The 12,230-nt window shown below is 46.9% G+C and carries 13 protein-coding genes; all 13 read left to right on the forward strand.

Going from position 1 to position 12,230, the window contains the following annotated elements; translation table 11 throughout:
- Window positions 1–170: 170 nt before the first annotated feature.
- The 13 genes from BR86_RS0109590 (at window position 171) to BR86_RS0109670 (ending at window position 12,123) form a co-directional block, all read left to right on the forward strand.
- A complete protein-coding gene (locus BR86_RS0109590; protein ID WP_031473400.1) occupies window positions 171–791 on the forward strand; it encodes a CHC2 zinc finger domain-containing protein in 621 nt (206 codons plus the stop codon).
- Complete coding sequence (locus BR86_RS0109595; protein WP_031473402.1) at window positions 766–2,139, forward strand: DNA primase family protein; 1,374 nt, start codon at window positions 766–768, stop codon at window positions 2,137–2,139. Before BR86_RS0109590 ends, BR86_RS0109595 begins: the two co-directional genes overlap by 26 nt.
- Before the next feature lie 400 nt (window positions 2,140–2,539).
- Window positions 2,540–2,755, forward strand: a complete 216-nt coding sequence (locus BR86_RS0109605; protein ID WP_031473406.1) for a hypothetical protein — start codon at window positions 2,540–2,542, stop codon at window positions 2,753–2,755.
- 348 nt (window positions 2,756–3,103) lie between these two features.
- Complete coding sequence (locus tag BR86_RS0109615; RefSeq protein ID WP_031473410.1) at window positions 3,104–4,393, forward strand: plasmid recombination protein; 1,290 nt, start codon at window positions 3,104–3,106, stop codon at window positions 4,391–4,393.
- 16 nt (window positions 4,394–4,409) lie between these two features.
- Window positions 4,410–4,595, forward strand: a complete 186-nt coding sequence (locus BR86_RS0109620; RefSeq protein WP_031473412.1) for a hypothetical protein — start codon at window positions 4,410–4,412, stop codon at window positions 4,593–4,595.
- Window positions 4,596–4,685: 90 nt separating this feature from the next.
- Window positions 4,686–4,916: a helix-turn-helix domain-containing protein gene (locus BR86_RS0109625; RefSeq protein ID WP_031473414.1), complete on the forward strand. Its 231-nt coding sequence runs from the start codon at window positions 4,686–4,688 to the stop codon at window positions 4,914–4,916.
- Window positions 4,897–6,846 (forward strand): recombinase family protein, encoded by a 1,950-nt coding sequence (locus BR86_RS14720; protein ID WP_075034474.1) that lies wholly within the window; start codon window positions 4,897–4,899, stop codon window positions 6,844–6,846. The genes BR86_RS0109625 and BR86_RS14720 overlap by 20 nt, the downstream gene beginning before the upstream one ends.
- A gap of 287 nt (window positions 6,847–7,133) precedes the next feature.
- Window positions 7,134–7,592: a VanZ family protein gene (locus BR86_RS16605; RefSeq protein WP_242841595.1), complete on the forward strand. Its 459-nt coding sequence runs from the start codon at window positions 7,134–7,136 to the stop codon at window positions 7,590–7,592.
- A 164-nt stretch (window positions 7,593–7,756) separates the two neighbouring features.
- Window positions 7,757–8,518: an EFR1 family ferrodoxin gene (locus tag BR86_RS0109645; protein ID WP_031473420.1), complete on the forward strand. Its 762-nt coding sequence runs from the start codon at window positions 7,757–7,759 to the stop codon at window positions 8,516–8,518.
- A gap of 155 nt (window positions 8,519–8,673) precedes the next feature.
- Entirely contained in the window at window positions 8,674–9,366 is a 693-nt protein-coding gene (locus BR86_RS0109650) for a DNA alkylation repair protein (protein ID WP_031473422.1), read from the forward strand.
- Window positions 9,367–9,594: 228 nt separating this feature from the next.
- Window positions 9,595–10,296, forward strand: a complete 702-nt coding sequence (locus BR86_RS0109655) for a GNAT family N-acetyltransferase (RefSeq protein WP_031473424.1) — start codon at window positions 9,595–9,597, stop codon at window positions 10,294–10,296.
- Window positions 10,297–10,508: 212 nt separating this feature from the next.
- Window positions 10,509–11,645, forward strand: coding sequence for a phosphorylase family protein (locus tag BR86_RS0109665; protein ID WP_081844216.1), 1,137 nt, complete (start codon window positions 10,509–10,511; stop codon window positions 11,643–11,645).
- Window positions 11,646–11,841: 196 nt separating this feature from the next.
- Window positions 11,842–12,123, forward strand: coding sequence for a rhodanese-like domain-containing protein (locus tag BR86_RS0109670; protein ID WP_051684722.1), 282 nt, complete (start codon window positions 11,842–11,844; stop codon window positions 12,121–12,123).
- The last annotated feature ends 107 nt before the right edge of the window (window positions 12,124–12,230 follow it).

A 12,230-nucleotide genomic window follows, 5' to 3' on the forward strand; every position in this document is an offset into this window, starting at 1 on the left:
GAAGGAATCTACATCATCAGATAAGTTGTCCTGTTTTTTGAAACGGGGTTGTCCTGCTTTTAGCCTGCTTTTTTCCAAATCCGTCATAACCATAGTAGAAAGGGCGAAGCACCTGCCAATCACGGCGGGTGCTTCGTGCTTTCCAGACTATTATGAACGGAGGTTTTTCTATGACAATCTATGAAAACATCAAGGCGGCAATCAGCGTAAAGCAAGCCGCCGAACACTACGGGCTGAAAGTCAACCGCAACGGCATGGCTTGCTGCCCGTTCCACAATGACAGGCATCCGAGCCTGAAGCTGAATGAAGATTATTTCTTCTGCTTCGGCTGCGGAGCCAAGGGGGATGTAATTGACCTTGTGGCAAGGCTGTTCAATCTGACGAGTTTGCAAGCGGCACAAAAGTTGGCTGCGGACTTCGGGCTTGACCCGAAACCACCCACTGCCGCAGCTATGGTCAAGCCAAAGCGCCCCCATATCCGACAGTTCCGGGAGGATGAAATGCTTTGCTTCCGTGTGCTGACGGATTATCTGCATCTGTTGGAGAATTGGAAAGTGCTGTATGCACCCAAAACACCGGACGAGCCTTATGATGACCGTTTTGTGGAAGCCTGCCAGATGCACTGCCATATCGAATATATGGCAGATGTGCTTACCGTGGGTGATCTGGAAGAACGGGTGGCATTGGTGGACAAGCTGATGCAAGATGGCAAAATTGCTTTTCTGCAAGAGTACACCGCACGAAAGAAAAAGGAGGTGGCGCACCATGGCGAAGAAACGGAAAATGCCTGATATGAACTTGCCTGTCTGGTTTGAGGGGCAGAACATCAACGAAGCTCTGTTTTGTGAAGAATTTCTGCAAGAGCGCAGAATCATCTTTGCAAACAGAGCTTTCTTTACGCCCAATGGACGGGTAACGGATGATATTGTCCTGCGGGGAGAGGTCTACGAAAAGCTGAAAAGCTACACCATCAGCAGCGTACCGCAGAAGATCAAAAACATCATGGAATTGCTGAAACTGGAAGCAATGGTTGAGGATCTTCCTCCCCAGCCTGACCGCCTCCATGTTGCCAACGGAACACTTATGCTGGATGGAAGATTTATCGAGGGGAAACAGGAAATCGTACAGAGCCGCTTGCCTGTTTCCTACAATCCAGATGCTTCTGCGCCTGCCCTGTGGCTGAACTTTCTGGACGGTCTGCTGTACCCGGAGGACATCCCCACCTTGCAGGAATTTATCGGCTATTGCCTGATTCCCTCCAACAAGGGACAGCGCATGATGGTGATTAAGGGCAACGGCGGCGAGGGCAAATCTCAAATCGGTTCGGTGCTTTCTGCTATATTCGGTACGAATATGAAAGACGGCAGTATCGGTAAGATTTCTAAAGACCGCTTCGCCCGTGCTGATCTGGAACACATCCTGCTGTGTGTGGATGATGATATGTGCATGGAAGCTCTGCGTCAGACCAACTATGTAAAATCCATTGTGACAGCGCAAGGCAGAATGGATTTGGAGCGAAAGAACAAACAGAGTTATCAGGGCTGGATGTTCTGCCGATTACTGGCATTCAGCAACGGCGATCTGCAAGCCCTGTATGACCGCAGCGATGGGTTTTACCGCAGACAGCTTGTGTTGACTACCAAGGAAAAACCCGTAGGCAGAGCCGATGATCCCGACCTTGCAGAGAAAATGAAAGCCGAAGCCGAGGGGATTTTCCTTTGGGCGTTTGAAGGCTTACAGCGGCTCGCTGCCAACAACTTTAAGTTTACGGAGAGTGACCGCATCCGTGCAAACCGGGAAGCGGTCAAGCGTGACAATAACAACATTTTTGACTTCATGGATTCCGAGGGGTATATCCGGCGCAAAGCGGATGCTTCCATCAGTTCCAAGGACTTCTACGCTATCTATCGCCTGTGGTGCGAGGAAAACTCCCTTGCCCCTCTGAAAGCCCGCAGCTTCAGCGATGCCATGGTTGCCAATGCGAAGAAATTTAATTTGGAGCATTGCAACAACATCACTAATTCTGCCGGACGGCGGGTATGGGGGTTTATGGGCGTGGAAGCTGTGGCACGACCTAATATAAACGGGTTTTACGACGTTTCGCCATGTACGTACGTACCGGAGGAATGGCAGGACTGATTCCTGTCTTTCATTTTCTGTATGTATGTACGCAGTGTTTTGCCCGTTTTTCTTTTTTATAGGAACAATCAGCGGTCAGAATTGAGCTGTTTTCGGGCATTGAAAATCAATGGTAATGAAAACAGCAAAGTTCTTGACCGCAGAACGAAACCATTTCACCAAATCGTGCTTCTCCAAACCATGCACCCGGTTCACGGAACAGTAGGTGTTTTCACTGTTCCAGACCAAACCGCATGGAACAGTAAAGTGGGATATATGCCTATATGGACAGAGTATCGCACCCATAAAATTAAAACGATTTAGGAGAAAGCAGATTTTTTACTGTTCGGTGCATCTGCTCCGCTTTGGAGAGTAGCCTTTGCACCAAACCACAAATCAAAAATATGGAGGATTTTTCAATATGAATGTACGCAACGAAATAAAGGCACAGATCATCCGTGCTGGGATGACCATGCAGGAAGTTGTTGACCTGCTCTCGGACGAATACGGTTGGAGCGACAGCGTTTCCAACCTGTCCGCAAAATTACAGCGGGAAAGCATCCGATACAAGGAAGTATTGGAGCTTGCCGATGTGCTGGGATACGACATCGTATGGCAGCAAAGACGGGAGAAATGATGCCCCGGCAGCAGCCCCTCGCTTCTCCCGTCCCCATAGGCGCACCGCAGTGCTGCCTATGGATGGCAGTGAAAGATACGGTTTTCGCTGCCACCGTCTGCAAGAGGAAGTTCGCCGGAACAGCTTCATGCAGACGGGCTGACCATAAGAAAAGTTGCAGACATTTTCGCCTTGGTCAGCAGAGGTCGCCGCAGCGACCGCACTCCCCCTCGGGAGAGCCCTCGGAGAGCCCACGGCACTTTGCAGCCAGTATGGATGAAAGTGTTATAGTGGGTTATTACACTTTGAAAAAGTGCCTCTCCGTAGCTCCCCGCTGTCTGCAAATCTCAAAGAAAGGACAAAAAATCTATGGCAAGAAATGATGGAATAGACCGCACCGTAGCCCGGAATCAGGACTTGGAAACTCCGGACGATGTAGCAAAAATACAGGAACACAATGAGCGTGAAAAGGACAGCTACAGCAATCAGGACATTGTGCCGGAACGCACGACCCTGAATGTCCATTTCAAAGCTCCTACCGATGATTATGTAAAAATGTTTGAGCAGATGGAGCAGGACAAGATCATCTCTACCAGAGGTCTGAAACCGGACGCAGTTAAATACGGCGAGTTAGTTTTTGATGTGAACTCCGCTTACTTCTATAACCACGGCGGCTATGAATTTGCAAAACAGTTTTATGCCGATGCCTATAAAGCCGCTGTGGAGATCGTGGGCGGTGAACAGTATATCCTCTCCGCTGTGATGCACGCCGATGAACGCAACCAGGCAATGTCCGAAGCGCTGGGCGAGGATGTGTACCACTACCATCTTCATGTGGTTTATATCCCTGTGGTGGAAAAGCAGATCCTTTGGTCGAAGCGGTGTAAGGATGAAGCCCTCCGGGGAACCGTAAAGGAAACGATCACGCAGGTCAGTCGAAGTAAGAAATGGGACTGCAAGCCGGTGCTTGACGAAAACGGTAATCCCATGATTAACGCAAAAGGAAAAAAGATATTGAAGTCATCCTACAGTGTGTTGCAGGATGACTTCTTTCAGTTCATGCGTGCAGCCGGATATGACGATGTGGAGCGTGGAGAACGTGGCAGCACTGAAGAACATCTGACGGTGACACAGTTTAAGGTGCAGGCAGAGCAGCAGCGTTTGGAAGCTGTGACCGGACAGGTGGCACAGGCAGAACAAAGTTTGGAGGATGCCAAGGCTGCCACAGAGAAACAGAAAAAGAAACTGGAAGCTCTGCAAAAGGAAACCAAGGCAGTAAAGACCGTTGCTCTGACGGTGCAGGATATTGAAGCGATGGGTAAGAAAGTTAAATTCGGAAACAATATCACGCTGACACCGGATGAATGTGACACGCTGAAACGCTATGCCACCAATGGCATTATCATCAATGCAGAGAATGAGCGATTGAAAGGGAAACTGGAATCGGCTCAAAAGTCTGCATCCATTTGGAAGCAGCGATGTGAAGAAGCAAATAAAAAATATCAGGAATTGAAACAGAAAGCCCAGCCTTTCCTTGATGCACTGGAAGTTGCATCCGAAAAGGTTTGGGCTTTTATCAATTCTATCCTCGCCAGAGGAAAGGAAACACAGGAACACAAAGCACCTGCCCGCAAGCGTGGACAGGACATGGAAATTTGATGGAGGTAACTGCCTATTGAAGAAATATTATGAGGATGCAAAGTATAATGCGGCATTTGTCCGCTGTGTGGATGTTATGAGCCAGATGCTCCAGAAATACGGACATCAGGTTTTGGATAAATTGGAACAGGATGCCCAGCAGAAAGTAGAGCATTCCGAGGAAAGAAATCAAGCGCAGCCTTTGACGAATAAGGCTGCGTAAAAATTTACAATTTACACGTTGCGTATTCGGTGTAGCTATGCTATAATGATTACGCAACGTGTATTTTTGTTTTTAATGGAGAAAAGACAGATGGATTGTAAGAACAGAATTATCAAGTTGCGGGAAAGTACAGGACTGAACCGGAAAGATTTTTGCAAGCTCGTCCATATCCCTTACCGGACTATGACCGAGTGGGAATTGGATAACCGCCATGCACCGGATTATGTGCTGTGGCTTTTGGAGTATTATATCCGCAACGAGGGACTTATGGTAAAAGAAATGGATGAGGGAGGTGGCGATTCTGAAAAAGAAACAAACTAAATGCTATCTTTATACAAGAGTGTCCACCTCTATGCAGGTTGACGGGTACAGCTTGGATGCCCAGCGTGACAAACTGCGGAAGTATGCGGCATACGAAGATATGGTTATTGCGGGGGAGTATTCTGACGAGGGCTTTTCCGGAAAGAACATCCAAGGACGGCAGGATTTTCAACGGATGCTGAATGACATTCAGGACTGCAAAGACGGCGTTTCCTATGTGCTGGTCTTTAAGCTTTCCCGATTTGGCAGAAATGCAGCGGATGTTCTGAACTCTTTGCAGCTCATGCAGGATTTCGGTGTCAATCTGATCTGCGTGGAGGATGGCATTGACAGCTCTAAGGACGCCGGAAAACTGATGATTTCCGTGCTGTCTGCGGTGGCAGAAATCGAGCGAGAGAATATCCGCACCCAAACAATGGCAGGACGGGAGCAAAAGGCTCGTGAGGGCAAGTGGAACGGCGGATTTGCCCCTTATGGATATAGTCTGGAAAACGGCGATCTTGTTATTGCCGAGGATGAAGTGGAAGTAATCCGTGTTATTTATGACCGTTATATTCACACCAACGAGGGGGTTGCTGGAGTTGCAAAATACCTGAATCGCAATGGCTTTGTCAAGAAGCTGCGGCAGAACAATACCATTCCCGGATTTTCAAGGAGCTTCGTGCAGGACGTACTGGACAATCCTGTTTACATGGGTAAGATAGCCTATGGCAGACGCAGGACGGAAAAGAAGCAAGGTACAAGAAACGAGATGCACGTGGTTGAGCAGTCAGAGTTCCCTATTTATGATGGGCAACACGAAGCAATCGTTTCGGAAGAAGATTGGTATTTGGCACAGGAAAAGCGCAAGATCAATTCCTTTAAGCGGGAAAAGGTCAATAATCCAGATCACGCACATATCCTGTCCGGTATTCTGAAATGTCCATGCTGCGGAAAGAGTATGTATGGCAATATCGCCAAGGCTCACAGCAAGGACAAGAAAACAAGATATTATTACTACTGTAAAAACACAGTAACACCAACCGGGCATGAGTGCAGCTTCCGACTGAATATCGAGCAGACGGAAATCAATAAGTTTGTGGCAAAGATTATATCCGCTATGGTCAACAATCCTCGGTTTGTAGAAGCGATTCAGGCGAAAATCGGCTCGGCAGTTGATACAGAGGATATGGAAAAGCAGATCGCCGTTCTGCAAGGTCAGTTAAAGCAAGCCTTTGGAACAAAAAGCCGCTTGGAGCGTCAGATGGACACCTTGGACATCAACGATGCCCACTATGACAGAAAGATTTTGGACTTGCAGCGCCGCTATGATGAGCAGTATGATACCATAGAGGATATCGAAGTTCAGATTGGGGAATTGCAAAGCCAAATCCGCAGCATTCAGCAGGAGAAAATCTCCGGCGACAATATCTATCGGCTCTTACTGGCATTTGATGAAGTCTACCATTCCGCAACGGAAGCGGAACAGAAAGAGTTTATGAAAGCCTTTATCGAGCGAATTGAAATGTTCCCGGAGAAAAGGAAAGACGGAAGCTGGATAAAGAAGATCGTATTCAATTTCCCTGTGCCTGTTGATGGCGAGGAAGTGAAAGAACTTCCCTTGGAAGCTGAAACAACTGTCGAAACTGTATGTTTATTGTCCAAACTTCATGAAGCAAAGCATCATATCAACGTAAAGGTAGATATGGACGAGCTTGATTTGACAAGTGCAGAAGCTAAGGCAACATACAAAGAGATCGAGGAATGGGTGCAGAAGAATTATGGATTTCATGTGACAAATCTGAATATTGCTCAGGTAAAGCAGAAGCATGGAATTATAGATCGTGAAAACTATAATAAGCCAAAATCTGAGAATAGTAGACAGCCGGGATGTCCGGAGGAAAAGGTGAAGGCTATAGAAGATGCTTTGAGGCATTTTCAGATGATATAGTAGCTAATTTATCTTTCAGCATAACTGAGCAGAGAAAGGTAGATATGTGTTTTGGTAATAAGCAATATACTACAGGTGGGATATATGTGATGTTAAGCTGTGGCTGCTGTATTTTGGGGATACTATGTGGCAAGAAGCTGGCAACAATGATAAAACTTTGAATTCCAGTTATGTTTACGACAACAATCCGAGTTTTAAGGATCACGGAGAAAATGATTGAGATCACATACTTTCAACTTTTTCTATTTATAACAATAATATGGATAATTACTCGATGTATCATAGCGATGAAATCGAAGACATTTTCAGTAAAGCATGAATGTCGGCAGCTTTTGGTTTATGTGTGCATTGTTGTTATTTGCAGATTTGTATACTTCGGATTCCATCTTGAGAATGGAAAGATACCGACATTAAAGGTAGGCTTTGGAGATGATATCCGTGATATGACCAGTTTCATTCCATTTTATTTTCTTGTAGACCGGTATGATGGTTGGAAGATGAATATTATTGGGAATATCACAATGTTCATACCGGTTGGGATTGTATGGCCGATTTGTTTTAGCAGACTAGATACGATTAGAAAAACCATATTTGCAGGTGCTGGGTTTACTCTACTTATCGAAGTGACTCAGCTCTTTTGTCTCGGAAGACATACGGATGTTGATGACTTGATCTTAAACACAATCGGTGTAGCAATTGGCGCATATATTGTATTCTTGATTCGGAGAAGGCAGAAGAAAGAATAGTTCTTTATGTCCCTAGAGATCGTCTTTCGTATGTGTTCGTTCAAAGCCGAGATCTTCAAACAGCTTAACGATCTCATCAGCATCTTTTGACAGGATCAAAGGGATTCATCAGATCGGCAGGATATTCAGTGATTCGAATGTTATGCAAGAGGAGAAGGAAAACTATGGTTGGCATATATTTTAGCGGGACAGGTAATTCGAAATATATCATAGAGCAGTTTTGCAGGGAATATGATGGCAACGCTGCAACATATTCTATTGAAGATCATGATGCGTTATTGGCAATTAAAAATGCTGAACGGATCGTGTTTGCGTATCCTGTACAATTCAGTACGGTTCCTAAGATGATGCGTGATTTTATCGTAGATAATAAGGGACTGTGGAAGAATAAAAAGGTCTTTGTGATTGCAACGATGGGACTTTTCAGCGGCGATGGGGCCGGATTGCTCGGACGTATTCTGAAAAGCTGCGGTGCGGAAGTGGTCGGTGGACTTCACGTCAGGATGCCGGATATCGTCGCAGATGTGAAAGCATTGAAACGTCCCCTGGAAACGAATCGGGAACTTGTCAGAGAGGCTGAACAAAAGGTAAAGAAAGCGGTTAAGGATCTGAAAGAAGGCCATCCTGCGAATGAGGGGTTAGGTCCGTTCTATTGGCTCGCCGGTTTCTTTGGACAGAGATTATACTTCGGACATAAGACAAAAGAATATACATCAAAACTGAAGATTGACAAAGAAAAGTGTATCGGCTGCGGGAAATGTGAAACACTGTGCCCGATGAAAAACATTACGGTTACGGAACAGAAGGCAGTTTCAGGATCGCGATGTACAATGTGTTACAGATGCATAAACAAATGCCCCAGGCAGGCAATTACCCTTCTCGGAAAAAGCGTCATAGAGCAAAGCGAGATTGAGAAGTATCTGTAAGGGGAGAATGCTTGAAAAGCGCTGCATGGAAATGATGCTTGGAAAAGCTGCACGGAAATGATGTGAGAAAATGATGCACGGAAACGCTGCGTGAAAGAGCTACAGGGAAAAGCTGCATGGAAACGATGCAGGGAATCATACAGAGGTGACAGAGCATGAAGAAAACAGAGTTGTATAAGAAACTGAATACTCTTCAGGACCGGAAATATCGCGATATGCAGATAAAGATCATTCCGACCGTAAATCCCGAGTCAATCATCGGAGTCAGGACTCCGGATCTCCGGAATATGGCAAAGGAAAGTTTGAAAGCCGGAGATTATAAGGAGTTTCTTGAAGATCTGCCTCATAAGTATTTTGAAGAAAACCAGCTGCATGCGTTTATCATTTCCGGGATGAAAGATCCGGAGGAATGCATGGAGGAACTGGAGAAGTTTCTCCCCTATGTAGATAACTGGGCTACCTGTGATCAGATGTCTCCGAAGATGTTTAAGAAGCACAGAGCGGTGCTTCTTGCGCATATAAAAGAGTGGATCGCATCGGATAAGCCGTATACCATAAGATTCGGAGTGGGAATGCTGATGGAGCATTTTCTGGATGAAGACTATGATCCGCAATATCCGGAGATGGTTGCCGGAATCCGATCAGAAGAGTACTACGTCAACATGATGATCGCCTGGTATTTTGCAACAGCCCTTGCAAAACAATATGAGAGCGTACTGCCCTTTTTTGAGAAGAAAAGGCTGGATGACTGGACTCATAACAAGGCAATTCAGAAGTGCGTGGAAAGCAGAAGGATTACGGAAGAACAGAAAAAATACCTGAAAACCTTAAAAAATCACATTTCATAGAGAAAAACACATGTGAAATGTAGTAATGTAGGAATGACCTGATCATCCATGTCTGAGAACGGGTGGAATCAGGGATGCGCACGCCGCTGAGTGTAAGGTGCCATCTTGCGGTGACCTGCGTCGGATTTTGTTCTAATCGGATCCTTTTTTTTCTCGCACTGAAATACAGCATAGAGTAAGATAGAGACAAGAAGGTATGAAACACCGAAAGATATTGGAGGTGCGGATATGATTGAGCGATGGAATCGGGATGACAGCGGCGTTCTCCATAAGGACACATTGTTTCTTCGTGCAGGAAAAGCGGGAGAGTACGGAATCAGTGTGCAGTATGGGACAGGAAGTATCTATCATGCATATTTTACATATCTTTGCGGACTGCCGGACGCAGAGCTCTTTGAAGACCGGCCCGACTTGTTTTGCGGGAAATCCCTTGTATGCATGACGGAAGAATGGGCCCGGTTTCTGAGGAAGCAGCCGAATCTTGAAACGGTCTGCCTTCGACGGCTGATGAAGCCTCTGCGCGGTAAATCGGTGAAGGAGGTATCTTCGCTTCCGTCCGAATACCGGCTTCGGCCCTTTGACGAGGAGGCATTTGCACGGAAGCCGTACCGGCACGGATCGTTCTATCAGAGTTATGAGGATTTTTCCCGACGCGGGTCCGGATTTGTGATCTGGCACGGGAAAGACATCGTCTGTTCGGTGTCCAGTCATTTGTCTCTCGGAGAAAATGTGGAGCTGGATGTCACCACCTCGGAGGCACACCGGAGAAGAGGTCTGGCCGACCGCTGTGTAGCGGAAATGCTGAATGACTGCGCAGAGAGGAAACTCACCGTGCACTGGGACGCCAAGAATACACCCTCGATGCGTATGGCGCAGAGCCACGGATTTGAACTTTTTCAGGAATATGCGGTTTATTGCCTGAAAGCCTGAATGTGCAGAGCACAGGAAGAAATGGATAAAAACAGGAGCATAGTCCGCAGAAGATCATGATCCGGAAAAGAAAGACTGCGGTAAAGAAAAATTGCGGAAAAGAAGAACTGCAGAAAAGAAGATCTACGGTAAAGAAGAGTTGCCAAAAGAAGAATTGTTGAAAGGAAGAGCTGCAGAAGAGAAGATTCATCCAAAAGGACAAGGAGAGAAAAATGAGAATAAACATGAAATGGCTCCGGCACCCTGCATTGCTGGCGCCCTTATTCGTGGCACTTGCTGCGGGAACGGCCTGCAGTTCCGCTCCGGCGAAGGAAACCGCAGAGATTGCAAAGACTTCAAAGATGGAAGAGACTTCAAAGACTGCAGAGACTGCAGAGACACCGGAGAGTACCAAAAATGAAAAAATACCGATCCGGGTACTGATTCTTCCGAAGTTTGAGGTGGGAGAAATGTCCGGCGATTTTGCCGGAGAGGCGCAACTCTATTATGAGAAATATCTGGGAGAAGGCGTTGCGGAGTATACCGTTCGGGGAGTAAATGAGAGCAGTCGGCTCTACGTCAAAGATGGTGTCGCCCTCTATCTGCTCGGGATGGGGAAGGTTCAGGCGGCTCTGAATACCTGGGCAGTCCTTTCTGATGAACGGTTCGATTTTTCCAATGCCTACATTCTTTCCACCGGCTGTTCCGGCTCGGCCGCCGGAAGTACCGTGATGGGCGATGTATGTCTGGTCACGGCCGCTGTGGATTACGATCTCGGTCATCACGCAGACAGCCGGGAACTGGAGAATCCCGCTTCTCTCAGCTGGTTCCGTGATTCGGACTTTGATGATGAGGCGGTGAGACGCCTGAACCCGGAGCTGATGGACCGCGTCTGGTCCATCATTCAGAATGTGCCGGTTCACACCACGGAGAAGACCAGAGCCTATATGAGACAAGCCTTCCCGGGAGAGGAATGGGCAGACCGTGATCCCGGCATTCTGAGGGGGACGACGATCACCAGCGATAATTACTGGAAAGGAAAATATGATCACGAAAACTGTATTGCCGCAGTGAAGAGCTATGGCTGCGCGGATCCGTTTGCGGTGGCGGAGATGGAAGAGATCGGCGTGTTCAAGGCAGCAGAGAAGGCGGGAATGCTGGACCGCGTGATCAGTCTCCGCGACAGTGTGAACATGGATGTCTTTGTGCACGGCGCAACCCCGGAAAGTCTTTGGGCGGAAAAGAGCGGCTCCGCGGAGCTTGCCAGTGAGGACAGCGCGGAGTCGGCGGATATCTTCGAGACGGCGATGGAGAACAATTTTGCCGTCGGAGATGTCATTATCCGTGCCATCCTCGATGGAAAACTGTAATAGAAAACAGTGGAAATAAAGCGGAATGTGCAGAGAGTATTCTGGGTTTTGACAAAATCAGGGTACTCTCTTTTGGTATGTACTTGGCTCTTTATTTAGTGTAAAAATATGTCAAAATCGTCTATTATTAAAGGAGAATGCATTTTCATCGGTTACAAATACAAACTCACCACTGCGTCTGGAAAGGATAATTGCCATGAATAAAGAGATTTTTGATCAGTATCTGAAACTTATCAAAAGTGGTAATCCGGCACTTTTGCTGGACGTCCGTTCCTCAGAGGAATACGGAGAATACCATCTGAACGGAAGTGTCAATATTCCGCTGGATCAGCTGAAAATGAAGATGCCGCGGGATTATCCGGACATGCGTCTTCCGATCTTCGTGTATTGCCAGAGTGGATATCGGGCCAAAGAAGGGGCCGCGATTCTGAAAGAACAGGGATACTGGAATGTAAATTCGCTGGGCGGACTGGCGTAAGTTTATACGGAACAAAGAAATCATCAGAAGGGGGCTGGCGCACTAACTCAAGTTAGTGCGTCGGCCCTTTTCCTGTAAGCAAGAAGTCCGGCAGTGATTCGTTTTTT

The sequence above is a fragment of the [Clostridium] aminophilum DSM 10710 genome (assembly GCF_000711825.1).
In the GTDB taxonomy this organism is placed as follows: domain Bacteria; phylum Bacillota; class Clostridia; order Lachnospirales; family Lachnospiraceae; genus Clostridium_R; species Clostridium_R aminophilum.

Coding starts and splice junctions, on each gene's coding strand:
- BR86_RS0109590 (WP_031473400.1), top strand. CDS start 171: ATGACAATCTATGAAAACATCAAGGCGGCAATCAGCGTAAAGCAAGCC.
- BR86_RS0109595 (WP_031473402.1), top strand. CDS start 766: ATGGCGAAGAAACGGAAAATGCCTGATATGAACTTGCCTGTCTGGTTT.
- BR86_RS0109605 (WP_031473406.1), top strand. CDS start 2,540: ATGAATGTACGCAACGAAATAAAGGCACAGATCATCCGTGCTGGGATG.
- BR86_RS0109615 (WP_031473410.1), top strand. CDS start 3,104: ATGGCAAGAAATGATGGAATAGACCGCACCGTAGCCCGGAATCAGGAC.
- BR86_RS0109625 (WP_031473414.1), top strand. CDS start 4,686: ATGGATTGTAAGAACAGAATTATCAAGTTGCGGGAAAGTACAGGACTG.
- BR86_RS16605 (WP_242841595.1), top strand. CDS start 7,134: ATGAAATCGAAGACATTTTCAGTAAAGCATGAATGTCGGCAGCTTTTG.
- BR86_RS0109645 (WP_031473420.1), top strand. CDS start 7,757: ATGGTTGGCATATATTTTAGCGGGACAGGTAATTCGAAATATATCATA.
- BR86_RS0109650 (WP_031473422.1), top strand. CDS start 8,674: ATGAAGAAAACAGAGTTGTATAAGAAACTGAATACTCTTCAGGACCGG.
- BR86_RS0109655 (WP_031473424.1), top strand. CDS start 9,595: ATGATTGAGCGATGGAATCGGGATGACAGCGGCGTTCTCCATAAGGAC.
- BR86_RS0109665 (WP_081844216.1), top strand. CDS start 10,509: ATGAGAATAAACATGAAATGGCTCCGGCACCCTGCATTGCTGGCGCCC.
- BR86_RS0109670 (WP_051684722.1), top strand. CDS start 11,842: ATGAATAAAGAGATTTTTGATCAGTATCTGAAACTTATCAAAAGTGGT.